The 25,531-nt window shown below is 73.5% G+C and carries 20 protein-coding genes and 1 other RNA gene; 19 read left to right on the forward strand and 2 right to left on the reverse strand.

The genetic code is table 11. The annotated features are described in order from the left end of the window. Nucleotides 1-399: 399 nt before the first annotated feature. From ABZ497_RS28165 to ABZ497_RS28200, 8 genes are all read left to right on the forward strand, one after another. Complete coding sequence (locus ABZ497_RS28165; protein ID WP_329487894.1) at nucleotides 400-1,755, forward strand: ATP-binding protein; 1,356 nt, start codon at nucleotides 400-402, stop codon at nucleotides 1,753-1,755. Then, complete coding sequence (locus ABZ497_RS28170; RefSeq protein WP_329487893.1) at nucleotides 1,752-2,153, forward strand: roadblock/LC7 domain-containing protein; 402 nt, start codon at nucleotides 1,752-1,754, stop codon at nucleotides 2,151-2,153. The genes ABZ497_RS28165 and ABZ497_RS28170 overlap by 4 nt, the downstream gene beginning before the upstream one ends. Beyond that, complete coding sequence (locus ABZ497_RS28175) at nucleotides 2,150-2,524, forward strand: DUF742 domain-containing protein (RefSeq protein ID WP_329487892.1); 375 nt, start codon at nucleotides 2,150-2,152, stop codon at nucleotides 2,522-2,524. Before ABZ497_RS28170 ends, ABZ497_RS28175 begins: the two co-directional genes overlap by 4 nt. After that, nucleotides 2,499-3,089 (forward strand): ATP/GTP-binding protein, encoded by a 591-nt coding sequence (locus ABZ497_RS28180; protein ID WP_329487891.1) that lies wholly within the window; start codon nucleotides 2,499-2,501, stop codon nucleotides 3,087-3,089. The genes ABZ497_RS28175 and ABZ497_RS28180 overlap by 26 nt, the downstream gene beginning before the upstream one ends. A 75-nt stretch (nucleotides 3,090-3,164) precedes the next feature. Beyond that, a complete protein-coding gene (locus ABZ497_RS28185; protein ID WP_359809212.1) occupies nucleotides 3,165-4,559 on the forward strand; it encodes a cytochrome P450 in 1,395 nt (464 codons plus the stop codon). A 298-nt stretch (nucleotides 4,560-4,857) separates the two neighbouring features. Then, nucleotides 4,858-5,991, forward strand: a complete 1,134-nt coding sequence (locus ABZ497_RS28190) for a cytochrome P450 (RefSeq protein ID WP_359809231.1) — start codon at nucleotides 4,858-4,860, stop codon at nucleotides 5,989-5,991. Beyond that, nucleotides 5,988-6,902 (forward strand): enoyl-CoA hydratase/isomerase family protein, encoded by a 915-nt coding sequence (locus ABZ497_RS28195; RefSeq protein ID WP_329487889.1) that lies wholly within the window; start codon nucleotides 5,988-5,990, stop codon nucleotides 6,900-6,902. Before ABZ497_RS28190 ends, ABZ497_RS28195 begins: the two co-directional genes overlap by 4 nt. Nucleotides 6,903-7,019: 117 nt before the next feature. Then, nucleotides 7,020-7,832 carry a hypothetical protein gene (locus ABZ497_RS28200; RefSeq protein WP_359809214.1) on the forward strand — a complete coding sequence of 271 codons (813 nt, stop codon included), beginning with the start codon at nucleotides 7,020-7,022 and terminating at the stop codon, nucleotides 7,830-7,832. A 63-nt stretch (nucleotides 7,833-7,895) separates the two neighbouring features. On the opposite strand, the gene ABZ497_RS28205 is transcribed toward ABZ497_RS28200, so the two are convergent. Next, nucleotides 7,896-10,769, reverse strand: a complete 2,874-nt coding sequence (locus tag ABZ497_RS28205; RefSeq protein ID WP_359809216.1) for an FtsK/SpoIIIE domain-containing protein — start codon at nucleotides 10,767-10,769, stop codon at nucleotides 7,896-7,898. 413 nt (nucleotides 10,770-11,182) lie between these two features. Here ABZ497_RS28205 and ABZ497_RS28210 point away from each other — a divergent pair, with 413 nt between their 5' ends. The 3 genes from ABZ497_RS28210 to prfB all read left to right on the forward strand — a co-directional run bounded on the left by ABZ497_RS28210 (nucleotide 11,183) and on the right by prfB (nucleotide 15,706). Beyond that, nucleotides 11,183-13,063, forward strand: a complete 1,881-nt coding sequence (locus ABZ497_RS28210) for a protein kinase (RefSeq protein ID WP_359809218.1) — start codon at nucleotides 11,183-11,185, stop codon at nucleotides 13,061-13,063. 213 nt (nucleotides 13,064-13,276) lie between these two features. Further along, nucleotides 13,277-14,536 (forward strand): serine/threonine-protein kinase, encoded by a 1,260-nt coding sequence (locus tag ABZ497_RS28215; protein WP_359809219.1) that lies wholly within the window; start codon nucleotides 13,277-13,279, stop codon nucleotides 14,534-14,536. A 57-nt stretch (nucleotides 14,537-14,593) separates the two neighbouring features. Beyond that, nucleotides 14,594-15,706, forward strand: a complete 1,113-nt coding sequence (gene prfB, locus ABZ497_RS28220) for a peptide chain release factor 2 (protein ID WP_329487884.1) — start codon at nucleotides 14,594-14,596, stop codon at nucleotides 15,704-15,706. Between the two features lie 63 nt (nucleotides 15,707-15,769). Here the strand turns inward: prfB and ABZ497_RS28225 are convergent, their stop codons facing one another. Further along, nucleotides 15,770-15,964 (reverse strand): hypothetical protein, encoded by a 195-nt coding sequence (locus ABZ497_RS28225; protein ID WP_329487883.1) that lies wholly within the window; start codon nucleotides 15,962-15,964, stop codon nucleotides 15,770-15,772. Nucleotides 15,965-16,313: 349 nt separating this feature from the next. Here ABZ497_RS28225 and ftsE point away from each other — a divergent pair, with 349 nt between their 5' ends. From ftsE to ABZ497_RS28265, 8 genes are all read left to right on the forward strand, one after another. Continuing rightward, nucleotides 16,314-17,003: a cell division ATP-binding protein FtsE gene (ftsE, locus tag ABZ497_RS28230; RefSeq protein ID WP_329487882.1), complete on the forward strand. Its 690-nt coding sequence runs from the start codon at nucleotides 16,314-16,316 to the stop codon at nucleotides 17,001-17,003. 60 nt (nucleotides 17,004-17,063) lie between these two features. Further along, nucleotides 17,064-17,975, forward strand: coding sequence for a permease-like cell division protein FtsX (gene ftsX, locus ABZ497_RS28235; protein WP_329487881.1), 912 nt, complete (start codon nucleotides 17,064-17,066; stop codon nucleotides 17,973-17,975). Between the two features lie 113 nt (nucleotides 17,976-18,088). Beyond that, nucleotides 18,089-19,231, forward strand: coding sequence for a S41 family peptidase (locus ABZ497_RS28240; protein ID WP_359809222.1), 1,143 nt, complete (start codon nucleotides 18,089-18,091; stop codon nucleotides 19,229-19,231). A gap of 58 nt (nucleotides 19,232-19,289) precedes the next feature. Continuing rightward, entirely contained in the window at nucleotides 19,290-19,766 is a 477-nt protein-coding gene (gene smpB, locus ABZ497_RS28245) for an SsrA-binding protein SmpB (protein ID WP_329487879.1), read from the forward strand. A 110-nt stretch (nucleotides 19,767-19,876) separates the two neighbouring features. After that, nucleotides 19,877-20,258, forward strand: a transfer-messenger RNA (tmRNA) gene (ssrA, locus tag ABZ497_RS28250). Between the two features lie 246 nt (nucleotides 20,259-20,504). Beyond that, nucleotides 20,505-22,808 carry a UvrD-helicase domain-containing protein gene (locus ABZ497_RS28255; RefSeq protein ID WP_329492116.1) on the forward strand — a complete coding sequence of 768 codons (2,304 nt, stop codon included), beginning with the start codon at nucleotides 20,505-20,507 and terminating at the stop codon, nucleotides 22,806-22,808. 329 nt (nucleotides 22,809-23,137) lie between these two features. After that, on the forward strand, nucleotides 23,138-24,610 hold the full coding sequence (locus tag ABZ497_RS28260) for an NAD-dependent malic enzyme (protein WP_329487878.1): 1,473 nt from the start codon (nucleotides 23,138-23,140) through the stop codon (nucleotides 24,608-24,610). A gap of 507 nt (nucleotides 24,611-25,117) precedes the next feature. After that, nucleotides 25,118-25,399, forward strand: a complete 282-nt coding sequence (locus tag ABZ497_RS28265) for an HU family DNA-binding protein (protein WP_030059737.1) — start codon at nucleotides 25,118-25,120, stop codon at nucleotides 25,397-25,399. Nucleotides 25,400-25,531 lie beyond the last annotated feature (132 nt).

The following is a 25,531-nucleotide window of genomic DNA, read 5'->3' on the forward strand; positions in this document are numbered from 1 at the left end:
GGTGGCCGGGTCGGCGGCCGGGGCTGCGGCCGGGGCTGCGGCCGGCGGGAGGGCGTCGAGGCGGAGCGTGTCAGGGCGGTCACTCCAGGTGCGAATCCGTTTGTGGCCCGGATGTGAGGTGCGGGTGAACGCGGGGTCACAATGTCCGGTACGTCGGCCCCGAAGTGTCGTCAGGTGGCGGAGTTCCTCCCCAACTGCCCTGATTGGCAGCTGTTCTGACATGCCAAGAGTTGCAGTAAGCTAACTCCGCGATAGGCGTTGCCGCAGGTCCCGTGCCGGAAGAGCTCCACCGACGTGCTGGAACAACAGGTGTCTTTCGGCGGGGAGCAGGCCGCCAGTCCCACCCGCGCAGGGCGGTCCGGACCAGTTCCTGACGCGATGCCACCTGAAGAGAGTTTCATGACGTCATTTGTGCAGGAACCCTTTTTCTGGGTCTCCATCGTGGTGATGCTCGTAGTAGTCGGGGTCTCCCTCCAAGCCCGCAGGACGAACCTCTCCCTGCGCAGGCGAAACGTTTCCCTTGAGGAGACGGCCGCCCAGGCGCAGCGGCAACGCGACGAACTCGGCGCGCTGAACTCGCGCCTGCAGAGCCAGCACGCGGCCGTGCTGGCGGAGGTCCGCCGGGACGCCGAGGAGGACACCAAGGCCGTCCTCAAGGCGGCGATGCGGACCCTGCAGGGTCTGGCCGACGAGCAGCAGGTCGTCATCGACAAGGTCCAGCGCAAGTACGGCGACAGCCCGCAGATCCTCGCCGACCTGATGCTGATCGACCACACCAACAGCCAGTTCGGCCGGCGCGCCCAGGGCATCGCGGTGCTCTGCGGCGGCTGGCTGGGCCGCCGGGAGACCGTCGCCTCGATCTACGACGTGGCCCGCAGCGCCCAGGGCCGGATCCGGCACTTCGACCGGGTGCAGATCCACTCCCGGGTCAGCGTCTCGCTGGTCAGCAAGGTCGTCGAGCCGGTCGCCGTCGTGCTGGCCGAGCTGCTGGCCAACGCCACCAACTACTCCGCGCCGGACACCCCGGTGGAGATCAGCGTCCAGGCCGTCCCGACCGGGGTCTGCCTGATCATCGACGACGCCGGCCTCGGCATGGGGCAGGAGGAGAAGGACCGCGCCGCCGCGCTCCTGAACCCCGGTGCGCCGATCAGCCTCACCGGCCTCGGCAACCCCCCGAAGTTCGGCTTCGCCGTCTCCGGCATGCTGGCCGCCCGCTACGGCTTCCGGGTCTCGGTCGACTCGGTCTCCCCGTACGGCGGTGTGCGGGCCGTGGTGCTGCTGCCCGCCGAACTGCTCAGCAGCGAGGTCGCGCCCCCGGCGGCCGCCGGCCACGGCGACTACAGCGGCGCCTACCAGGGCGCCCAGCAGAACGCCTACCAGGGCGAGTACGACGGCGCCCAGCAGAGCACGTACCCGAGCACGTACCAGGGTGAGTACCAGGGGGAGCCGGTGGAGCAGCCCGTACCGGCCCGGGCGCAGCGGCTCGCGTCGCTGCCCGAGCCCGTTCCGGCCGCCCTCGCCCAGGTCGCCCCGGCCGCGGCGCAGGCGGTCCCGGAGATGACGGCGGACGGACGGCTGCCCAGGCGCCGCCGCCAGCGCACTGTCTCGGTGGTCCCGCACCCGCAGGACTCCGGCCGCGTCGACGAGCCGGTGCCGAGCACCGGCCAGGAGACGGCGTCCCGCCTCGGCGCGTTCCAGCGCGGGACGCTGTCCGGGCGCAACACCATGACCACGGAAGGAACCGAGATCCAGTGAGCCCTGATCTGACCTGGGTGCTCAACGACGTGCTGCAGGTGCGCGGTGCCCGGCACGCCATTCTCGTCTCCGCCGACGGCCTCCTGCTCGAACGGTCCAGCGAGATCGGCCGCGACGAGGCGGAGACCAACGCCGCCGCGATGAGTTCGATGCAGTCGCTGAGCCGCGCGGTGGCCCCGTTCGTCGGGGGCAACGGCGGGACGTGGCGCCAGACGCTCCTGGAGTACGACCACGGCTGGATCTTCCTGATCGCGGCCGGCAGCGGCGCCTACCTCGCGGCCTCCACCGCCTCCGACGTGGACATGGAGGCGATGTCCTTCCGGATGCAGCAGCAGGTGGGCGCGCTCGGACGGGCCATGACAGCGGCGCCGCGCCAGAGCACACACAGCGGCTCATGACGGTTCCCGGCGAGGAGCAGCGGGTTGCCAGCGGATTCATCCGCTCCTATGTCATCACCGGCGGCCGTGAGCTGCCGAGTGCGGACGACCTGTCCCTGATCACCCTGGTCACCGTCGCTCCCGAGCAGGGCCTCCCGGCCCGGCCGAGCCCGGAGACCACGGCGATCTGGGAACTGTGCTCCGGCGGCTACCTCTCGGTGGCCGAGGTCGCGGCCCACCTGGTGCTCCCGGTGGGGGTGGTCCGGCTGCTGCTGACGGACCTGATCCGCGAGGGGCGGCTGCTGCGCCGGGCGGCCCCGCCACCGGCCCAGGCCCCGGATCCGAGACTTCTAGAGAAGGTACTGCATGGACTTCAACGCCGGTTCGCCTGAGGACATCTACGTCCCGGGCGGGGTGACGACCGCCGTCAAGATCCTGGTCGTGGGCCACTTCGCGGTCGGCAAGACCACGCTCATCGGCGCCCTGTCGGAGATCGCCCCGCTGAGCACCGAGGAGAAGATGACGCAGGCGTCCACCGGCGTCGACGACCTCCGGGGCGCACCGGACAAGAAGACCACGACCGTGGCCCTGGACTTCGGCCGGCTGACGCTCGGCGACGACCTGGTGCTGTACCTGTTCGGCACGCCGGGCCAGCAGCGCTTCATGCAGCTCTGGGAGGACATGGCGCGGGGGGCGCTGGGAGCGCTGCTGCTGACCGACCCGACCCGGCTCACGGACACCTTCCCCGTCATCGACCTGATCGAGCAGTACGGCCTGGAGTACGCCGTGGCGGTCAACAGCTTCGACCGGCAGAGCGACTACACCGAGGACGAGCTGCGCGAGGCGCTCGACCTGCTGCCGCACACGCCGGTGGTGTTCTGCGACGCCCGCGACCAGCGGTCGTCGGCCGACGCGCTGCTGACCCTCGTCCGGCACCTGCTCGAACGCGCCTCCTGACCCTTCCCCGTCACCGCCCCCCGTCACCGCCTCCCGGGGCCGCACCCGCCCGGGGCCATTTCCGAGGAACGACCCATGGAATCTCCGCAGCGCTCCGCCCCGCAGTCGCCGCCCCCGGGCTGCCCGATGCACGGCGGCTCGACCCCGCTGTACGGGGAGATGTTCTCGTCCGACCCCGAGGCGGTCTACGACGCGCTGCGCGCGCACGGCCCCGTCGCGCCCGTGGAGTTGTCGCCCGGTGTGGACGCCACGCTGGTGACCTCGCACGAGGTCGCCCTGCGGGTGCTGCAGAACCCGGGGCTGTTCGCCCGGGACTCCCGACGGTGGTCGGCGCTGAAGGAGGGGCGGGTGCCGATGGACAGCCCCGTCCTGCCGATGATGTTCTACCGGCCCAACTGCCTGTTCACGGACGGCACCGAGCACCTCCGGCTGCGCAAGGCCGTCACCGAGAGCCTGGAGCGGCTCAACGACAACCGGCTCAACCGGCACGTCGAGCGGATCGCCGGCTACCTGATCGACCAGTTCAGCCCGCTGGGCCGGGCCGACCTGATCAACGACTACGCCAAGCTGCTGCCGCTGCTGCTGTTCAACCAGCTCTTCGGCTGCCCGGCCGACATCGGCGACCGGCTGACCCGCAGCATGTCCGCGCTCTTCGACGGGCTGGACGTGCTCCAGGCCAACGAGGAGCTGAACGCCTGCCTGATGGACCTGGTCGCGCTGAAGCGCCGCCAGCCCGGCGACGACATCACCTCGTGGCTCGTCCAGCACCCGGCCGGGCTGCGCGACGAGGAGCTCAAGGACCAGCTGGTCATGCTGATGGGCGCCGGGGTCGAGCCCGAGCGCAACCTGATAGGCAACGCGCTGCTCCTGCTGCTGTCCGGTGACGCCGGCTCCGGGATGCGCATCGAGGACGCCCTCGACGACGTGCTGTGGAACAACCCGCCGATCGCCAACTACGCGACGCACTTCCCGATGCAGGACGTCGAGGTGGGCGGGGTCCGGATGCCCGCGGACAGCCCGGTGGTGATCAGCTTCGCCGCCGCCAACACCGACCCGGCGCTGACCGACGCCCGACTGACCCTCAGCAAGGGCGCCCACCTGGCCTGGGGCGCCGGCCCGCACGCCTGCCCGGCCAAGTCGCCGGCCCAGCTGATCGCGCTGACCGCGATCGAGTGCCTGCTCAACGCGCTGCCGGACGTCACGCTCGCGGTGCCCGCGCGGAGCGTGGGCTGGCGGCCGGGCCCGTTCCAGCGCGGACTGGTCTCGCTGCCGGTGCGGTTCAGCCCGGCGCCCGTCCGCCCCCCGGTGGCGGGCACGGGAGCCGGCCTCGGTGGCCCGCCGGCCGGCCAGGCCGCCGCCAACGGGACGCCGCACCCGCCGGCCGCCACCGCCGCGGCGCCCGCCGCGGGCCGGGCCCCGGCCAAGCAGAAGGGGTGGTGGAGTTCCTTCCTGGACGTCTTCCGGCTCTGACCGGGACGGCGCGGGAGACCGGACGACCGCTCAGCGGTGCACGTGGTCCGGTGACTTCGCGCATGTGACGGGGGCAACTCCGTTCGACGCTTGAGCGTGCTCCCGGTGGGTAGGTCGCCGCCGTACTGCCCGCCAGCGCAAGGAGCCCCGTGTGACCGCCATGATGGAAGCCCGCCCCGGGACGCCGGAGTGCCGTGCTGGAACCGTCGACCGCCGCGCCGCCGTGCCGTTGCTACGGCGGCTGCGGTCGGCGGAGGGGCTGGCCGATCCGTTCCCGATCTACGACGAGCTGCGGGCCATGGGCGATCTCGTGCCGGCGCCGTGGGGCGGGTACCTGGTCACCGGTTACGACGCGTGCGACCAGGTCCTGCGCGGCAGGAACTGGCTCGTCCCCGACCTGGCCTGGCAGGGGCGGCAGACCGAGACCGAGCGCTGGCAGGCCGTCGCCACCCAGGAGATGAGCCGGACCCTCCACCGGCTCAACGCCCCCGTCCACACCCGGCAGCGGCAGGGCCTCGGGAACCTCTTCGGCCGCCACACCCTCCAGGCCCTGGCGCCGGAGATCGAGGCCGACGTCACCGAGCTGCTCGACCGGCTGGCCGAGCGAATACGCGTGGACGGCGAGGCGGACCTGGCCTCATTGGTCGGCGACCGGCTCCCGATCAACACCATCGGGCGCTGGCTGGACCTTCCGCCGGAGGACTACGCGCACATTCTGGAGATCACCCACAATCAGGTGCACGCCCAGGAACTCCTGCCCACCAAGAGCCAGTTGGCGATCTCCGAAGCGGCCACCCTGCACCTGCGCCGGTACTTCACCGACCTCGTCCAGGAGCGTCGTGCCCACCCGGGTGACGACGTGGTGTCCGGTTGGATCCGCACCTGGGACGCGCTGGAGTCGGACCGCGAGGCCACCGACCGGACCGTCTACGAGCTCACCATGTTCGTCACCATCGCGTCGCTGGAGGCCACGGCGGCGTCGCTCTCCCTGATGGTGTGGTCGCTGCTCCGGTCCCCGGGCACCTGGGACTGGCTGCGGGCCCGGCCGGAGCACATCGACGACGCGGTCGAGGAGGCGCTGCGCTACGACCCGCCGGTCCGCCTCAACAGCCGGGTGGCGGGGGAGGACACGGAGCTGGCCGGGGTGTTCATTCCCAAGGACACCATGGTCCACGTGATGTACGGCGCGGCCAACCGCGACCCGCGCCGCAATCCGGCTCCGCACACCTTCGACGTCCTCCGCAAGGGCTCCCACATCGCCTTCGGCGGGGGCGCCCACTACTGCCTCGGCGCGGCCCTGGCCCGGCTGGAGGCGCGCACCCTGCTGGGGCAGCTGCTGCGGCGCTTCCCGACCCTGCGGGTGGTGGGCCAGCCCGAGTTCGCACCCCGGATGGTCTTCCACCGGGTGATGTCCTTGAGAGTGGCGGCATGAACGTTTCCTCCGAGGCGATCCCGTACCCTCCGTACCCCCTCCAGCCGCCGGCGCCGCCCGGGCGGGCCCCCGCGGGCGAGGCGGCCCATGACCGCGCCGCGTACGAGGCGGGCGATCCGGAGCCCGCCGGTTCCCACGCCCCGGCGCCCCGCGCCGTCCACGCCGAGCGCCGGGGCGCGGTGCTGTACGTCGAGCTGGACAGCCCCGAGACCGGCAACGCCGTCACCGAGGCCGTGCTGCGCGACCTCCTCGCCGTGCTGGCCGCGCCGGACCCGGCCGTCCGCGCCGTGGTGCTGTCCGGCGCCGGTCCGGACTTCTGCCTCGGCGGCGACCGGGACGAGTTCGCCGACTCGCTCGGCGCGGACCCCACGGGTGGCGGCATCCGTACCGCCGGCACCCTGGCCCGCCAGGTCTGCGCGGCCCTCACCGACAGCCCGGCCGTCACGATCGCGCGGGTCCAGGGCCGGGCGATCGGCGCCGGCTTCGCGCTGGCCCTCGCCTGTGACCTGCGGGTCGGCGCCGACACGGCCGCCTTCCGGCTGCCCGAACTCGCCCTCGGCCTGCCCGTCGCGTGGGGCGGCCTGCTGCCCCGACTGCTGCACGAGGTGGGCGCGGCCCGGGCCCGCGAGATCATCCTCACCGGCCGCCCGGTCGGAGCCGCCGAGGCGTACGACCTCTCCATCCTCCAGCGGGTCGTCCCCGAGGAGGAGCTGGACGTGGCGGTGGCCGAGTGGGTCCGGCCCGTGACGCGCCGCCCCGAAGCCGCGCTGCGGGTCACCAAGACGTTGCTCAACTCCCACGCGGCGGCGACCAGGCTGGCCGACACCTCCGTCCTGGACGCGGAGTTGATGGCCGCCGTCCTGGCCGGCGCCCACTACGCCCGCGGGACCGGCGCTCCGCCGTCCTCCTGAGCCGCCGCGCCTCCTGTGCCGCTCGCCGCGGTGGGTCCGTGTCCGGGGCACGGACCCACCGGCCGCGACGCCGATCCGGCTTCGGTACGGTGGCCCGCGACAAGGGGGAAGATCATCATGACGACGACGCGCATCAGGCGCACCGTGGGGACCGCGCTGACCGTGGCGCTGCTCGTCACGGGGGCGGCGGCCTGTGACTCCGACGGGAAGACCGCGGCCGCCCCGGCGGCGACCAGCGCGAGCCCGGCCCCGGAGCCGTTCGGCGCCGCCGGCTACCGGGGGCTCAAGCCCGGCATGGCGAAGGACGCGGCGCTGGCCGTCGGCGCCCTGGAGGCGGCCCCGGTGTCGCTGCTCAACGGCTGCACCGACTTCGTCTACAAGGGCGGCCCGGCGCCGGACGCGGCCAGGATGGCGGCCGAGGCGGCCCTCCAGGCCAAGATCGACGAGCTGGAGGCCAAGGCGCAGGCCGGGCGGAGCACCCCCGGCGCGGTGCCGCCCCTCCCGTCCAATCCCACGCTGCAGGACCTCAAGGCGCACTCCGCGCTGCTGCTGGCCGAGACCGAGCGGATGAAGGCCAACCAGGGGACGCTCGAACAGCTGGCCAAGGCCACCGACGAGCTGAAGGCCGCGCGGGCGACCCGCGACGCCGCGTTCCTGGCCACCGGCCGGGCCGGGTTCGGCCCGGAGGGTCTGCGCGAGCTGGTGGCCCCGGCGGGCGCCCGGACCGCCGAGGGCATCGGGGCCGGTTCGACGGTCGAGGCGCTCAGGCAGGCCTACGGCGACAAGGGGCTGGAGCTGGCCGAGAGCGGCAAGTACGAGATGCCGGTCGAGGGCGGCCGGGGCACGCAGGGCTGGAAGTACGAGTTCACCCTGGACGGCGACAAGGTCGGCGGCCTGGCCGTGGCGAACCGCGGCATGTACTGCTCCTGAGCACCCGCGCGCCGGACGACCGGGGGCGGGGCGGACCGGCGACCGGTCCGCCCCGCCGTCGTGTCAGTGCGTGGCCGCCCGCTGGAGCGCGCTCGCCAGCAGGGCGAGGTCGGTCGGGCCGTTGCCGAGCTCGCGCACCGGCCGGCGGGCCGGCGGGGCACCGAGCTGGAGCGGGTCTATCGCGACCACCGTCGGCCGCAGGGTGGCGGTCCGCGGGATGCGGCCGCTGATCCGGGCGCTCTGGAACGCGGTGACACCGCCGTCCGGCAGCCGCAGATAGCCGCGGCCGGGGGTGTCCTCGCCCAGGGCGGCGGCGTCACCGAGGTGGATCAGCAGGTCCGAGTCGGCCGGGTCGTCGGTGCGCAGCGCGATCCGCAGCAGCGCGGCCTCGTCGACCTCGGTGCCGGCGCTCTCCTCGGGGCGGCCGGTGGTGACGGCGAGGTGGACGCCGAGCGGGCCGCCGCGGCGGGCGACGGCCGCGAGGGCGCGGGCCAGGGGCCGGCCGGCCGGGGAGGTCGGGGCGAGCAGGGCGTCGTAGTCGTCCACCACGACGACCAGCCGGGCGGGCACCACGGGGGCCGGGGCGGCGGACCGGGGGGAGTCGCCGTTGCGGGGGTGGATGATCCTGGCGGTGGTCGTCGGCGCCGTGGTGCCGGCGGCGCCGACCGCGGCGGGTACCGGGACGGCCGGCCGCCCCGCTTCCAGGCCCCGGGCGTCGTCCTGCCCGCGCTCGCCGTCCAGGCCCCGCTCGCCGTCCAAGATGCGGGCAGCGTGCCAGGAGGCGAAGTCCAGGCCGTCGAACAGCCGCTCGCGCAGGGCGAGTTCGTCCTCCAGTGCCTCCGCCGCGAGCAGTGCGGCGCGCGGGTCGGTGGCGGCGTTGACCAGCCCGGTGACGTGCGGCAGCTCGGTACAGCCGTCCAGGCCCTCCTCCGTCGCCCGGCCCTCGATGAGGGAGACGGCCAGCCGCTCGGGCCGCTCGGAGACGGCCAGCGAGGCGACCAGGGTGCGCAGCAGCTCGGTCTTGCCCGAGCCGCGCGCGCCGCCGATGAGCAGGTGCGGGCCGCCCGGGTCGGGCGAGGGCAGGGTGAGCTCGGGGTCGGCGAGGTCGAGGGTGCAGAGCTCGTCGCGGGTGGTGCCCAGCAGGGCGGTGGCGGCGCCGATGCCGCCGGCGTGCGCGGCCCAGCGGGCCGAGAGCTTGGCCGGGGTGACGGTGTCGAGCTGCAGCAGGTCGAGCAGGCGCAGCGCGTCGGGCAGCGGGCCGCGGGCGGCGGGGACGGCCTCGCGCAGCGGGGCGAGGACGCGGGCCAGCCGTTCGGCCCAGACGTCGGAGACGGCGTCCAGCGAGACTTCGTGCAGCGTCTCGCGGCCCCGGGCGACCGGGCGGTCGAGGGAGAGCTGGGTGCCGACCTCGCCGGTGATCAGGGCGGTGGCGCCGACGCCGCGCGGCAGCAGCTCGGGCTGTTCGGCGAGGCAGATCGGGAAGATGCCGACGGCCGGGCCCTGGCGCAGCAGCAGGTCGAGCGCCTGCCGGGCGGCGTCGCCGGGCGGGCGGCCGTCGACCACGACCACGGTGGCGGGCTGGCCGCCGAGCCCGACCGGGCCGCTGAGCCGGGCGGTGAGCTCGGCGAGGCGGGCGGTGGCCTGCTCGTCGTCGAGGCCGATCAGCAGCCGGCAGTCCTGGCCGTCGACGGGGCGCAGGTGCGGCAGCCACAGCGCCCAGGCCCAGGTGTCGACGCGGTCCTGCGCGGGCCGCGCCGGGTCGGCGTCGACCACGACGAGGCTGAGGCCGGTGGGCGGGTGCAGGGCGGCCAGCTGGGCGACGACCGCGCGGGTGAGGGCGTCCAGCCGCTCGCGCGGGCCGCTGAGGCCGAGGCTGCCGGCGGTCTGCAGGTCGAGGGTGACCGGGACGGCGGGCAGCAGCGTGCCGGGGGTGGTGCCGGGCCCGCCGGGCCGGTCGGCGGTGCCGAGGCGCAGGGTGAGCGCGTCGGGGTGGCCGGGGCCGCGCTCCCAGAGCCGCGGGCCCGGGCCGAGGGCGTTGAGCAGCAGGGTGGCGAGGTCGGGCCAGCGCTCGCGCTGGGCGGCGGCCTGCCGGGTGCGGACGGCGGCGTGGTGGCGCTCGGCGCTCTCCTGGCCGGGCGGCTCGGCGCCGGCGCGGCCGAGCCGGAGCGAGAGCAGGCCCCGGCCGCGGCCGGGGGCGGGCTCGGGCGCGGCGGGCGGTTCGGCCACCGGCGGCGCGGGCCGCGCGGGGGCGGGTGCGGCGAGCTGGAGGTGGCCGTGGCCGTCGGGCAGCGCCGCGCGGGCGGGCGCGCCCGGGCCGGACCCGGGATCCGGCGGGGTGACCCGAAGGGTGGACTCGCCGATCCGCAGCAGGGCGCCGCCCTCCAGCGGGACGGCCTCCTCGGGCGGTCCGGGCGGGACGATCCGGCCGTCCAGGGTGGTGCCGTTGGTGGAGCCGAGGTCCCGCACGGCGACCCGGCCGTCCTCCCCGAGGTGTAGCGCGAGGTGGAGGCGGGAGACGTCGGGGTCGTCGAGCGGGACGTCGGCCTCGCCGGAGCGGCCGACCCGGATCTCCCGGCCGTGCAGGCGGTGCACGCCGCCGGCGTCGGGGCCGCCGACCACCCGCAGCTCGGCGGCGGCCGGGCCGTCGTCCGGGTCGTCGGCGGTCGGGTCGGGCTCGTTGAGGCTGAGGACGGCGCCGTCGAGCAGCGGGGGGTGGCCGAGCAGGGTGTGCTCGTCCACCCGGTGCGCCCCGGCGTACAGGTGTACATGGGTGGCGGCTCGTGGGCCGCGCACGCCCACGGCGCCCGCGAGGGCGCCCGCGAGGGAGCCGAGCGCGGTGCCGACGGGCGCGGTGACCAGCACGTCCACGTAGGGGATGGCGGAGCCGGCGGCTGCCGGGCCGCTGCGCGGTCGGAGGACGGTCAGCCGGATCTGCATCTCGCCCGCGGTCCCTTCTGCTGGTGCTGACGCCTGGTGCTGACGCTTGCTGCCCGGGCTGCCTGCGGTGGACGCCCCTGCGGGCGGCTGCGACGACGGTGGGCCACAAGAGTGGCGACTGTCATCCTGCCATCCGTCACCGACAGTCCGCGCACGGTACCGGATTTGACGATCTTGCGATCATCGCCATGGTGGGGGCGACGGAGGGTCAGGTCAACCGTCCCCCCGAACGCCCCGCCCGCCGGCCTCGGGGACCCCCCTAGGGGATGTCCCCCAGACCCGTCCGGAACCCTCGCCGGTCGCCCCGAAAACGTGAACGGACCCGGTTAGAGTGGCCGCAACACGGGCCCGGCAGGCTCACCGCACCTGCGGAGGAGCGCCCCGCGCGGGCGGCACGGCGAGGAGTGCGACAGGTGCGGCCAGTCGGCAGCAAGTATCTGCTTGAGGAGACCCTCGGACGGGGGGCCACCGGCACCGTCTGGCGCGGACGGGTCCGCGCGGATGTCGCGGTGCCCGGCAGCGAGCCCGGGCAGCCGGTGGCGATCAAGGTGCTGCGCGAGGAGCTCGCGGCCGACCCCGACGTCGTGATGCGCTTCCTGCGCGAGCGCTCGCTGCTGCTGCGGCTGACCCACCCCAACATCGTCAAGGTCCGCGACCTGGTGGTCGAGGGTGAGCTGCTGGCCCTGGTGATGGACCTGATCGAGGGCCCCGACCTGGCCCGCTACCTGCGCGGCAACGGCCCGTTCAGCCCGATCGCCGGCGCCCTGCTGATGGCCCAGGTCGCCGACGCGCTGGCGGCCAGCCACGCCGACGGCGTCGTCCACCGCGACCTCAAGCCGGCCAACGTGCTGCTCGCCTCCACCATGGTGGACGGCACCGAGCAGATGCACCCGATGCTGACCGACTTCGGCATCGCCCGCCTCGCCGACTCTCCCGGCATCACCCGCACCCACGAGTTCGTCGGCACTCCGGCGTACGTCGCGCCCGAGTCCGCCGAGGGCCGCCCGCAGACCTCCGCGGTGGACGTCTACGGCGCCGGGATCATGCTGTACGAGCTGGTCACCGGCCGCCAGCCGTTCCAGGGCGACGGCCCGCTGCAGATCCTCCAGGCGCACCTCGCCCAGGAGCCGCAGCGGCCCTCCACCATGCCCGACCCGCTCTGGACGGTGATCGAGCGCTGCCTGCGCAAGGACCCGGCGCAGCGGCCGAGCGCCGTCGCGCTGGCCCGCGCGCTGCGGGTGGTCGCGGCCGGGGTCGGCGTGCACGCCTCCCCGGCGGCGGTGGACGCGGCGCTCGCGGTGGGCGCGCTGCTGCTGCCGGACCCGCAGCCGGCCGCCGTGCCGGGCAACCCGCCGGGCGTCCTGCCCGACGCCGCCGCGGGCGGGCCGGGTACGGAGGACCGGACCCAGGTGCTGCCGGCCGGCCAGCCGGGCGGGCAGCACTACGACCCGGCCGCCGCGACCCGGGTGATGGGCACCCAGCCGCCGCCGGCCGCCCCGTACGGCGCCGCGGACCGTACCCAGGTGATGCCGCCCACCCCGCCGGGACCGCCGCAGCCGGAGGCGCCGCACCCCTGGCAGAGCCAGCTGCGCGCCGCCCGCGACCGCAACCAGCAGACCGAGATCGGCTACTTCGACCCGGCGGACTTCGAGGCTCCGCCGGTCGCTCCGCCGCCGTATCAGGCCCGACCGGGCGGCCGGGCCGACCAGGGCGGCCAGCCCCGGCCGCAGGGGCCGCAGGGCTACCCCCAGCAGCCGCCGCCGCGCGGCTACCAGCAGGCCCCGCCGCCCGGTTACGCCCAGCGCCCGCCGGTGGCCCCGCCGCCCTACCAGGCGGGGCAGGGGGGCCAGGCCCCCGGTGGCCGCCCGCAGCCGCCGGGCGGCTACAACCAGGCCCCGCAGCACAACCAGGCCCCGCAGCCCTACGGGCGGCAGCAGCCGCAGGCCGGCCCGCCCGGCGGCTACCAGGCCCCGCCGCCGCCCGCGCCGCAGCGCCGGGCGGAGCCGCCCGCCCCGCAGCGGCGGGAGCCCCCGCAGCGCCGCGAGGCACCGCCGGAGCCCGCCCGGCGGGAGGCCGCGCCGGCCCGCGAGCCGCGCCGGCGCAGCCGCAACCGGATGTACATCCCGGGCCTCGGCTGCCTCAAGGGCTGTCTGATGGTGCTGCTGGTGCTGGCCGTGGCGGCGGTGGCGCTGTGGAACTTCACACCGCTCCCGCAGTACTGGGCCGACGTCCAGGACTGGTTCAGCAGGGCGAGCGACTGGGTGAGCAATATCGTCGGCAGCTCCAAGAGCTGACCGCGGGGGCCCGGCGCCGCGCCAGGGGCCGGGCCCGGCGGCAACATTGACGCTTTATCGACAATCCACGAGATTTCTCGCCCGTCAGTGCCCGCCGAGCGCCCTCAGGCGGCCCGCGAAGGGCGTTCGGGCGCGTAGGTTGGTCGCTGTTGTCCCGCCCCACCGAGCGCACCGGACCCTCCCCCGCGCGCTCCCGCCGCCCACGGAGCAGCATTGGCACGCAAGATCGGCAGCCGCTACACCGTCCACCAGGTGATCGGCCGGGGTTCCGCCGGGACGGTCTGGCTCGGTGAGGGCCCGGACGGCCCGGTCGCGGTCAAGCTGCTGCGCGAGGACCTCGCCGCCGACCAGGTCCTGGTCGGCCGCTTCGTCCAGGAGCGCGCCGCGCTGACCAGCCTCGACCACCCCCGGGTGGTCGGCGTGCGCGACATGGTGGTCGACGGCAGCGACCTCGCCCTGGTGATGGAGCTGGTCCAGGGCACCGACCTGCGCTCCCGGCTGGAGCGCGACGGCGCGCTCGCCCCGCAGACCGCCGTCTCGGTCATCGCCGACGTCGCCGACGGCCTGGCCGCCGCGCACGCCGCCGGCATCGTCCACCGCGACGTCAAGCCGGAGAACGTCCTGCTCGACCTCGCCGCCGCGCCCGGCCCCGGCGGAGCCCCGCGCGCCAAGCTGACCGACTTCGGCGTGGCCCGCCTGGTCGACGCCCCGCGCCGGACCCGCGCCACCCGGATCATCGGCACCCCCGACTACCTCGCCCCCGAGATCATCGAGGGCCTGGAGCCGCGCGCCGCCGTCGACATCTACGCGCTCGCCACCGTGCTCTACGAGCTGCTGGCCGGTTCCACCCCGTTCGGCGGCGGCCACACCGGCGCCGTGCTGCGCCGCCACGTCACCGAGCAGGTGCCGCCCGTCCCGGGGCTGCCCGACGGCCTCTGGCGGATCATCGCCGAGTGCCTGGCCAAGGCCCCGGCCTCCCGGCTGCGCGCCGCCGAGCTGGCCACCCGGCTCCGCGAGCAGCTGCCCGCGCTGGCCGGACTGCCGGTGCTCGCCGTCCCGCAGCAGGGCCGGACCCCGGCCGAGGAGCAGCTGACCCCCGGCGAGGCGGTGTACGCCGAGGTGGACGCCGCCCCCGGCGCCCACAAGCGCCGCCGCGGCCCGGCCGTCCCGCTGGTGCCCGGGGTCGCCCCCGACTCCACCCGGGACACCCACACCAGCCTGCGCCGCCCCTCCGCGCAGGAGCTGGCCTCCTACGCCGCCGAGTCCCGGGCGCAGCGCACCGCCCCGGGCGCCACCCACCGCCGGGACCGCCAGGCCCTGCTGCGCCGCCGCCGGCTGCTGGCCGTCCTGCTGGCCACCGTGCTGCTGCTGGCCGGTGCGGCCGCCGCCTGGACCGCCTTCGCCGCCACCGCGCCGGAGGGCGGGCAGGCGCCCCGTCCGGCCGTCCACTCCGCGCCGCCGCGGGCCCCGTAGGAGGCCCGGCGACCCCGGTGTCGCCAGGTGCCCCCCCGGAACCATTACCCTGGGTGCGTGGCAGCCGTCGATCCTTCCGAAGAGCTCAAGAACCTCGACACGACCATGGGGTCGATCGAGGCAGTCCTCGACCTGGACAAGATCCGGGCCGACATCGCGCGTCTGGAGGAGGAGGCAGCCGCCCCCGACCTGTGGGACGACCTCGCGAACGCGCAGAAGGTGACCAGCCGGCTCTCCTTCCTCCAGGGTGAACTGCGCCGCGTCGAAGGCCTGCGCAGCCGCATCGACGACCTGGGCGTCCTGTTCGAGCTCGCCGAGGCTGAGGACGACGCGGACACCCGCGTCGAGGCCGAGCAGGAGCTCGGGGTCGTCATGAAGGCGGTCGAGGAGCTGGAGGTCCGCACCCTCCTGTCCGGCGAGTACGACGCCCGCGAGGCGCTGATCAACATCCGTGCCGAGGCCGGTGGCGTGGACGCCGCCGACTTCGCCGAGCAGCTGATGCGGATGTACCTGCGCTGGGCCGAGCGGCACGGGTACCCCACCGAGGTGTACGACACCTCGTACGCGGAGGAGGCCGGCATCAAGTCCGCGACCTTCACCGTCAAGGCGCCCTACGCCTACGGCACCCTCTCGGTCGAGCAGGGCACCCACCGCCTGGTCCGCATCTCGCCCTTCGACAACCAGGGCCGCCGGCAGACCTCCTTCGCCGGTGTCGAGGTGCTCCCCGTCGTCGAGCAGTCCGACCACGTCGACATCGACGAGTCCGAGCTGCGGATCGACGTCTACCGCGCGTCCGGCCCCGGCGGCCAGGGCGTCAACACCACCGACTCGGCGGTGCGCATCACGCACCTCCCGACCGGCGTCGTGGTCTCCTGCCAGAACGAGCGCTCGCAGATCCAGAACAAGGCGTCCGCGATGAACGTCCTCCAGGCCAAGCTGCTGGAGCGGCGGCGCCAGGAGGAGCGGGCGGCCATGGACGCGCTGAAGGACAGCGGCAGCTCCTGGGGCAACCAGATGCGCTCCTACGTGCTGCACCCGTACCAGATGGTGAAGGACGTCCGCACCGAGTACGAGGTCGGCAACCCGCAGGGCGTGCTGGACGGCGACATCGACGGCTTCATCGAGGCCGGCATCCGCTGGCGCAAGCAGCGCGAGACCGCCGCGAACTGAGCGTGAACGACGGAAGGCCCCCGACGGAGATCCGTCGGGGGCCTTCCGGCTGTCCGTCGTGGCTCAGGCCAGCGCCTGCCGGGCGATCAGTGCCACCGCGATCAGCCCGGCCAGCAGGGCCAGCAGCATCACGGGGGAGAGCGCGGCGAACGGACCCTGCTGCTCCTGCAGCCGGGCCCGGTTGGCGCGGCACACGGGGCAGCGGCCATCGCTCACGCGGCCGTTGCAGTTGGCGCACACCAGATGGTCGCAGGTCATGCGATCTCCTCCTCGCTGCTACTGCCAACGCACCGGACGGGGCTTTGGTTCCTGTTCTTGCCCTGTGCGGGGGAGTGGCCGGCCCCGGCCACCACCTCCACTCTGCCAGGTTCCGACCGTTCCGGCCCCCGGGCTGTGAGATGCCCCCAAATTTTCCGGGCATAACCGGACATTGTCTCCCAAGATGAGGCTTCCGTCCCGGACCGGCCCTGCGAGCCGGACGCCGGTTCGCGTATGGTCCCAAGCCGGGAGCGGCCCTTTCCGCTCCCGCCGCCCGCCCCCGGGCCGGGCGCCCGGGGTGGACCGACCGAGGACTGGCGCCGCCTAGGATGGCCTCCGTGATGCAGCCGTGATCAGATTCGACAACGTCTCCAAGACCTATCCCAAGCAGAACCGTCCCGCCCTGGACAACGTCTCGCTGGAGATCGAGAAGGGTGAGTTCGTCTTCCTGGTCGGTTCGTCCGGCTCGGGCAAGTCCACCTTCCTGCGCCTGTGCCTGCGCGAGGAGCGCCCCAGCACCGGCGAGGTGCACGTGATGGGCAAGGACCTGGGCAAGCTGTCCAACTGGAAGGTGCCGCACATGCGCCGCCAGCTGGGCACCGTCTTCCAGGACTTCCGCCTGCTGCCCAACAAGACGGTCGCGCAGAACGTGGCCTTCGCCCTCGAAGTGATCGGCAAGCCCAAGAGCGCCATCAACAAGGTGGTGCCCGAGGTGCTGGACCTGGTCGGCCTCGGCGGCAAGGAGGACCGCATGCCGGGCGAGCTCTCCGGTGGTGAGCAGCAGCGCGTCGCGATCGCCCGGGCGTTCGTGAACCGCCCGATGCTGCTGATCGCGGACGAGCCCACCGGCAACCTCGACCCGCAGAACTCGGTCGGCATCATGAAGCTGCTGGACCGGATCAACCGCACCGGCACCACGGTGCTGATGGCCACGCACGACCAGGCCATCGTCGACCAGATGCGCAAGCGCGTCATCGAACTCGACAAGGGGCTGCTGGTCCGCGACCAGGCCCGCGGCGTCTACGGGTACCAGCACTGATCCCGTAGGCCGCCGGCCCGTCTCGCCCGACCAGCAACCGACCCTGGAGTTGTTACCCGCATGCGCGCCCAGTTCGTCCTGTCGGAGATCGGTGTGGGTCTCCGCCGCAACCTGACGATGACCATCGCGGTGGTCGTCAGTGTCGCGCTCTCCCTCGCCCTCGCCGGTGCCTCCCTGCTGGTTCGTGACCAGGTGAACTCCATGAAGGGGTACTGGTACGACAAGGTCGAGGTGAGCATCTACTTCTGCACCAAGGCGGATGCCCGCAACTCGCCGCAGTGCCAGGCGGGTGCGGCCACCGACCAGCAGATCGCCGACATCAAGACCCAGCTCGACAAGATGGACTCGGTCGTCCAGTCCTCCGTGTTCGAGGACTCCGCCGAGGCCTACAAGCACTGGAAGGAGATGAACCCGGACAACCCGCTCATCTCCGTCCTCGGGCCGGAGGCCATCCCGCAGTCCTGGCGGGTGAAGCTGAACGACCCGACCAAGTACGACGTCATCCAGAGCGCCTTCGCGGGCAAGCCCGGGGTGAAGTCGGTCGAGGACCAGCGCAAGATCCTGGAGAACCTGTTCGGCCTGCTGAACGGCCTCCAGACCGCGGCCTTCGTGATCATGGTGCTGATGCTCTTCGTCGCGTTGCTGCTGATCGTGAACACCGTCCGGGTGTCGGCGTTCAGCAGGCGGCGCGAGACCGGCATCATGCGCCTGGTCGGTGCCTCGAACTTCTACGTCCAGATGCCCTTCATCGCCGAGGCGGCGTTCGCCGCGCTGCTCGGCGCGGTGATGGCCTCCGGACTGCTGCTCGGCGGGCACTTCTTCGTCCACAGCTGGCTGGCCGAGCGGGTGCAGTTCATCCACTTCATCGGGCTCGGTTCGGTGCTGGCGGTGATACCGCTGCTGGTGGTGGTCGGTATGGGCATGGCCGGCATCGCGGCGTTCTTCACCCTGCGCAAGTACCTCAAGGTCTGACCCCGCACGGCCCCGACGGCCCCGGACGGCACTGCGCCGTCCGGGGCCGTCGGGGTTTCGCCGTCGGCCGATCCGGCCCACCGCCCCGCACGCTGCGCCTACACTCCGATGCCATGCCAGAAACTCCGCGCAGAGCACGTCAGGTGGTCACCCTCAGCCTGGTGTTCGGCGCCGTGCTGCTGGCCGGGGCCGCGACCGGTGCCTGGGGCGACCCGGCCGCGCCGCACCCGCGCCCCTCCGGCGACGCGGCCCCGGCCGCCGTCGCCACGGTCGGGGCCGGCCAGGACCCGGCCGGCGCGGCCCTCTCCGAGCAGCAGGCCGAGCACCTGATCGGCGCCACCGGCGACCGCTGGGGCGCCTACTACAGCGCGCGGGAGTACGCCGAGTTCAGTCAGGGCCTGGACGGCCGCTACCTCGGCGTGGGCCTCTCGGTCGGCCGGGGCCAGGACGGCGTCACCACCGTCTCCCAGGTGCTGCCGGCCGGTCCGGCCGCCGCCGCCGGGATCGCGGTGGGCGACCGGCTGCTGACGATCGACGCGGACCAGGCCGACCGGCTGCCGGTCACCGAAGTGGTCGCCCGGCTGCGCGGCCGCGAGGGCGAGCGCCAGGCCGGCTCCGAGGTGACCCTGGCCGTCCGGCGCGGCGATGGCGAGGTCCGCGAGGTCCGGCTGCGGCGGGCCCTGCTGGACAGTCAGCAGGTCGCGGTGGAGCGGCTGGACAAGGGGGTCGTGCGGATCACCGTGCGGGCCTTCACCAGCGGCGTCGCCGAGCAGGTGCGCGCCGCCGTGCACGGCGCCCACGGGGTGGTGCTCGACCTGCGGGGGAACTCCGGCGGGCTGGTCGAGGAGGCCGCCGGCACCGCCGCGGTCTTCCTGGACGGCGGCCCGGTCGGCTCCTACCAGGAGCGCGGCGGGACGCGCGAGCTGACCGCCCCGCCCGGCGGCGACCAGCGCACCCCGCTGGTGGTGCTGGTGGACGGCGGCACCATGAGCGCCGCCGAGCTGCTCACCGGCGCCCTCCAGGACCGCAGCCGGGCCGTCGTGGTGGGCGGCCGGACCTTCGGCAAGGGCACCGTCCAGCAGCCCAGCCGGCTGGCCGACGGCGCGGTGCTGGAGCTGACCGTCGGGCGCTACTACACCCCCGCCGGCCGCTCCCCGGAGGGCGTCGGCCTGGTGCCCGACGTGCCCGCGTCCGGCACCGAGGACGCCGGCGCGCTGGCCCTGCGGGTGCTCGCCGGCCTCGGCACCCGGACCTGAGGCACCGCGGGTAAAGGAGCTGCCCGCCACCGCGTCGAGGTGCGAGAATGGCGGCGCTATGGCAAAGGAAACCGGACACAAGCTGATCGCGCAGAACAAGAAGGCGCGACACGAGTACACCATCCTCGACACCTACGAGTGCGGTCTCGTGCTCACCGGCACCGAGGTCAAGTCACTGCGCGAGGGGCGGGCCAACCTGGTCGACGGCTATGCCTACATCCAGAACCACGAGGCCTGGATCGACAACGTCTTCATCCCCGAGTACACCCAGGGGACGTGGACCAACCACGCCGCGCGGCGCAAGCGCAAGCTGCTGCTGCACCGGCTGGAGATCCACAAGATCGAGGCGAAGGTCCGGGACGCGGGCCACACCCTGATCCCGCTCTCGCTGTACTTCAAGGACGGCCGGGTGAAGCTCGAACTGGCACTCGCCGTCGGCAAGAAGCTGTACGACAAGCGCCAGACGCTGCGGGAGAAGCAGGACACCCGCGAGACGGCCCGCGCCGTGGCCGCCGCCCGGCGGCGCCAGCAGTGACCCGGCGGCCACGTCGGAGTTAATCCGCTGGACCCTCGCAGGCCGCCTCGCGTAGTATGGCGCCAGCACCACGGACGGTTCGCCGTCCGAGTTGTTTCTCAACAGAACATGGGGATGATCGGTTTCGACAGGGGAAGTCGAAACAGGAGAAGCGAGCCGAGGAACGCGGCAATGATCTCGTTAACCATCTGTCGCAAACAAATAATCGCCAACTCTAAGCGCGATTCCCAGCAGTTCGCTCTCGCTGCCTAATAAGCACCGATAGCGCTTGGGTGTCAGACCGGGGAGTTCCCGACCCGGACCCTGGCATAATCTAGGGAACTCAACCGTCCACCCGGGCTGCGGGGGTGGAGGGGAAATCAAACAGCAGCTGGGCCTGTTGGCGGCTTGTCCGCGTGACCGCCAGGGCCGAGAAAATCACAGCGGACTGCGCTCGGAGAAGTCCTGAATCCACTCCACTGGACCCGGGTTCGATTCCCGGCATCTCCACCACCCCATGTTTGAAGATCGAAGGCCGCCCACCGCTCAGCGGGGGGCGGCCTTCGTGCGTCCCCGGCCCCGTCCGGAGCCTCCCGCGCCACATTCCGGCCCTGGTGCGGCGCGGGGGAGGGGTGGGGGCGTAGGATTTTCCGTCCGCTCGTTTCGCCGGGCCGGACCCCATCCATCGCAGGACGTACGTCGGGGGGCTTCTTGGGCGAGACCGGCTCCACCCAGTACTCCGCCGCAACCACCGAGGCCATGCAGAGCAACACGGACACCACCGCCGTCACCGATTCCGAGACCGTCCGCGAGCGGGAGATCGCCGGGGAACAGCGTCACCTCGACACGGTCTACCACCGCCTGGAGGAGAAGCTCGCCGAGGCCGAGTACATCCTGGAGGACGCCGCCAAGCGCGTGCAGGTCGGCACCCCCGGCGCGCTCGCCGAGCGCGACGCCCAGGTGTACCGAGCCGGCGCGCACCTCCAGCGGCTCAACAACGAATTCGAGGACTTCCTCTTCGGCCGGATCGACCTCCAGCAGGCCGATGCGCCGGAGGAGCACGGCATCCCCTCGGACACCCCGCTCGACCCGGCCGACCCGGCCGTCGCCGAGACGCTGCACATCGGCCGGCTCGGGGTGCTGGACGCCGAGTACGGCCCGCTGGTGATCGACTGGCGGGCGCCCGCGGCGGCGCCCTTCTACCGCGCCACACCGCTGGAGCCGGGCCGGGTGGTCCGCCGCCGGGTGATCCGGTCCAAGGGCCGCCGGGTGATCGGGGTCGAGGACGACCTGCTCCGCCCCGACCTGACCCCCACCCTGGACGGCCGCGAGCTGGCCGTGGTCGGCGACGGCGCGCTGATGGCCTCGCTCGGCCGGGCCCGCAGCCACTCGATGCGCGACATCGTCTCGTCCATCCAGAAGGAGCAGGACGAGGTGATCCGCGCCGCCGCGGCCGGGGCCACCCTGGTCACCGGCGGCCCCGGCACCGGCAAGACCGCCGTCGCCCTGCACCGCGCCGCCTTCCTGCTCTACCAGGACCGCCGCCGCTACGCCGGGGGCATCCTGGTGGTCTCCCCGACCCCGCTGCTGGTCTCCTACACCGAGGGCGTGCTGCCCTCGCTCGGCGAGGAGGGGCAGGTCGCCGTCCGCGCGGTCGGCTCACTGGTGGACGGCATCGAGGCGGGCACCTACGACACCCCGGAGGCGGCCCGGATCAAGGGCTCGGCCCGGATGACGCAGCTGCTGCGCCGGGCCGCCAGGGGCGCCCTGGAGCTGGGCGCGCCGCAGGAGCTCAAGGTGGTCGCCCGCGGCGAGGTGCTGCGGCTGGACGCCGGCCGGCTGAAGGCCGTCCGCGGCCACGTGATCGGCTCCGGCGGCACCCCGCTGAACCTGCTGCGCCCGCGCGCCCGCAGGCTGCTGCTGGACGCCCTCTGGCAGGAGCTCACCCGGCACCTGCCCAGGCCCGCCGACCACTACGCCCGGGAGCAGCGCCAGGAGGAGAAGGAGTCCTTCGACGACTACGTCTCGGACGAGGCGCCGTTCCTGGACTTCCTGGACGCCTGGTGGCCCGCGCTGACCCCGCGTCGGGTGCTCGCCACGCTGAAGCAGAGCCGGCACACCAACCGGATCGCCCGTCGCGCCGTCACCCCGGAGGAGGCCAGGGTGCTGGCCGGCTCCTGGCGGCACCTGTCCGAGCGCGGCGAGGGCGCGCTGTCGGCGCACGACGTCGCGCTGGTGGACGAGCTCCAGGTGCTGCTCGGCGAGGCGGCCCGCCCGAAGGTCCGCGAGGTGGACGCGGTGGACCTGCTGAGCGGGCTGGACGAGGTCACCACCTTCGCCGACCGCAGCTCCAGACAGCGGGAGAAGGTGCCGGTGGAGCGCACCGAGTACGCGCACATCATCGTGGACGAGGCGCAGGACCTCACCCCGATGCAGTGGCGGATGATCGGGCGCCGCGCCCGGATGGCCACCTGGACGATCGTCGGCGACCCGGCGCAGTCCTCCTGGCCGTTCCCGCAGGAGGCGCAGGCCGCGCTGGACGAGGTGCTGGCCGGCAAGCCGCGCCGGCGGTTCACGCTGACCGTGAACTACCGCAACCCCGCCGAGATCGCCGAGGTCGCGGCCAAGGTGCTGGCGCTGGCGGCCCCGGGCACGCCCTCGCCGAGCGCGGTGCGCCACGTCGGCGTGGAGCCGCGCTTCGCGGCCGTCACCGATCCGTCGCCCCGGGCCTTCGGCGCGGCGGCCAGGGCGGAGCTGGAGCGGCTGCTGGCGGAGGTGGACGGCACCGTGGCGGTCGTCGTGCCGATGGACCGGCGGGCCGAGGCGGCCGGCTGGATCGAGGGTCTGGGCGCCCGCGCGGTGGCCCTGGGCAGCCTGGAGGCCAAGGGCCTGGAGTACGACGCGACCGTGGTGGCCGACCCGACCGGGATCGCCGGCGAGTCGGAGGCCGGTCTGCGGGTGCTCTACGTGGCCCTCACCCGGGCGACCCAGCGGCTGACGGTGCTCTCCGGTCCGGACGACCTGCCGGACGCGGCCGGGGTGCCGGCGCTGCTGCACGGCTGACCGACCGTCGCGTGCCGCGGGCACGAAGAAGGCCCCTCACCGGTGGTGAGGGGCCTTCAGACGTTGATGACACCGACCCGCCATGCTCGCCTCGCGGCAAGTGGTCCCTCGAAGGGACGAAGGTTGGGCCCGGGGGCTTGGATCGAGCCGGTGTCCCGTCCAATGTAACGCATCTGCCCGGGGAGGCAAGAAGTTGTCGAGTCCGCACACTCAATGAACGTTATTTCTGGCTTCGCCCTGGTAGGTGCGACGATCGAGGTCTAGCATGCGCAGGCGAAGGGCTTCAACATTCTGTTGAAGCAGCTGACGGACGGAAGAAGGAAACGTCGATGGCGACGGTGCCCAGTGTCTCCAACTCGATCACGGTGCGGCTGGAGGTCCCGGCCAGGGGCAACGCCGTCAGTGCGATCACCACGGCGGTCGAGTCCTCCGGCGGCTCGGTCACCGGCCTCGACGTGACCGCCTCCGGCCTGGAGGCCCTGCGGATCGACGTGACGGTGGCCGCGTCCTCGGTCGCGCACGGCGAGGAGATCGTCGAGAAGCTCCGCACGATCGACGGCGTGTCGATCGGCAAGGTCTCGGACCGCACCTTCCTGATGCACCTCGGCGGCAAGATCGAGATGTCCTCGAAGCTCCCGATCCGCAACCGCGACGACCTGAGCATGATCTACACCCCGGGCGTCGCCCGGGTCTGCATGGCGATCGCCGAGAACCCCGAGGACGCCCGCCGCCTGACCATCAAGCGCAACAGCGTCGCCGTGGTCACCGACGGCTCCGCGGTGCTGGGCCTGGGCAACATCGGCCCGGCGGCCGCGCTGCCGGTGATGGAGGGCAAGGCGGCCCTGTTCAAGCGCTTCGCCGGCATCGACGCCTGGCCGATCTGCCTGGACACCCAGGACACCGACGAGATCGTGGCCATCGTCAAGGCGATCGCCCCCGGCTTCGCCGGCATCAACCTGGAGGACATCTCCGCGCCGCGGTGCTTCGAGATCGAGGCCCGGCTGCGCGAGGCCCTGGACATCCCGGTCTTCCACGACGACCAGCACGGCACCGCGATCGTGGTGCTGGCGGCGCTGACCAACGCGCTCAAGGTGGTCGGCAAGGAGATCGGCGACATCCGGGTGGTGATGTCGGGCGCCGGCGCCGCCGGCACGGCGATCCTCAAGCTGCTGCTGGCGGCCGGCGTCGAGCACGCCACCGTCGCGGACGTGCTGGGCGTGGTCCACCAGGGCCGTGAGGACCTCAACGACTCGCTGCGCTGGATCGCCGAGCACACCAACCGCTCGGGTCGCACCGGCAGCCTCAAGGAGGCCGTGGCGGGCGCCGACGTCTTCATCGGCGTCTCGGCCCCGAACGTGCTGGACGGCGACGACCTGGCCACCATGGCCGAGGACGCGATCGTCTTCGCGCTGGCCAACCCGGACCCGGAGGTCGACCCGGCGATCGCCCGCCAGACCGCCGCGGTGGTCGCCACCGGCCGCAGCGACTTCCCGAACCAGATCAACAACGTGCTGGTCTTCCCGGGTGTCTTCCGCGGCCTGCTGGACGCGCAGAGCCGGACCGTCAACACCGAGATGATGATCGCCGCCGCCCGCGCGCTGGCCACCACCGTCGCGGACGACGAGCTGAACGCCAACTACATCATCCCGAGCGTCTTCCACAAGGACGTCGCCAAGACCGTGGCCGCCGCCGTCCGGGACGCCGCCCTGGCCGGCCCCCAGGAGGAGCAGGCGCCGTCCCGGCCGACCCCGGGCATCGTCGGCACGCTCGACACCTCGTCCTTCCCCGTCTTCAAGCTCTGATGGCGGTACGCGACAGGTGTCGCGGATCGGTCAAATGACCGATTAGCGTCCTTACCCGCCCAAGTCCGCCCCGAACCCTTGCGACACAAGGGCGAGGGGCGTGTTTGGGCTTGTCGGGCCTAGGGCGTACGGTAGCCCTGCACGGGGCAGGCGTGTCCGACAAGTACGGAACGTCCCCCTGGTCTTCCGGCGCGTCGTCCCGACCGCCGCCCGCGCCCGGTCCGCCGGAGCCGACGGAGCGTCACACCTCCGGCGGGCGGGCTTTGTTCGGGTGGCACGGCCGGGGCCCGATTGGCTTTCTCGGGGCCGGTCGGGGCAGGATTCGTATCCAGGCAGGCAGACGGGCCGTCGACGGCACCGACCGCGGCACAGGGCGCGAACCCGGCCTGCGACCACGCATTGCCTGAATGAGCACTGTGTGCGGACCTGCGGCCTGTCCGGGTGCCCCCGGAGGGGAGCACCGATGGGCCCCCGCACACCGCAAGCGAACAGACCACAGGAGTACACATGAACCGCAGTGAGCTGGTGGCCGCGCTGTCCGAGCGCGCCGAGGTGACCCGCAAGGACGCCGACGCCGTTCTGGCCGCCTTCGCCGAGATCGTCGGCGAGGTCGTCGCCAAGGGCGACGAGAAGGTCACCATCCCCGGTTTCCTGACCTTCGAGCGCACCCACCGCGCTGCCCGCACCGCCCGCAACCCGCAGACCGGTGAGCCGATCCAGATCGCGGCCGGCTACAGCGCCAAGGTGAGCGCGGGCTCCAAGCTCAAGGAAGCCGCCAAGGGCGCCTGAGCAACCCCTTGAACGCCGAGAGGCCGGGTTCCCTTCGGGACCGAGTCGGACCTCGTCCAGTCCCGGACCAGGGCCCGGACGGCGGGCCGGTGGCTCTCGTGCCGGGCGGTCTGGTCGAGCACGGTGGCCGCG

Origin of the sequence: Kitasatospora sp. NPDC005751 (assembly GCF_040630835.1) — a bacterium.
Lineage (GTDB): Bacteria > Actinomycetota > Actinomycetes > Streptomycetales > Streptomycetaceae > Kitasatospora.